Raw genomic sequence first — 512 nt, 5'->3', positions numbered from 1 at the left:
GGCACAATCGAGCTGCTGAAGCAGAGCCTTACCCCAGGCGGCATGTTGCTTATCGGCGAGCCATGGTGGCGCAAACGTCCGGCCACGGCAGAAGAGGCGATTGCCTGCGGCGCGCAGTCACCCGATGACTTCCTGACGCTACCGGCGCTGGTCGCCCACTTTGGCGAACTGGGCTATGACGTGGTGGAGATGGTGCTGGCCGACCAGGAGGGCTGGGATCGTTATGAAGCGGCGAAATGGCTGCTGTACTCCACCCATCATTGCGGTCAGGCCATCGTCAATGCTGACGATGAAGTCGGTCGTCGCTGGCTGGCAAAACTGCCGGACGCGGTGGCGGTATCGATGGAAGATCATATCAACCCGAATTGCCACGGCCGCTGGCTAAAGGCCACCGCGGTGAACTATCACGACAGCGGGGCGACCATCCAGTTTGACTCCAGCTGGGGCAAGGGCGAAATCGAAAGGCGCCTGATGGGCGCCTTTAACGTCAGCAATCTGCTGCTGGCGCTGGC

Annotated in this window: 1 protein-coding gene; it reads left to right on the top strand. The window is 61.5% G+C overall.

From position 1 onward, the window contains the following. A partial coding sequence (locus tag ABD481_RS47225) for a Mur ligase family protein (protein WP_344672402.1) occupies positions 1-512 on the top strand: 512 nt, incomplete at both ends.

The organism is Catenulispora yoronensis (assembly GCF_039531695.1).
Taxonomy (GTDB): Bacteria; Actinomycetota; Actinomycetes; order Streptomycetales; family Catenulisporaceae; genus Catenulispora; species Catenulispora yoronensis.
Note: the sequence above shows the minus strand (reverse complement) of the source record. Positions and strands in the feature narration are given on the sequence as shown.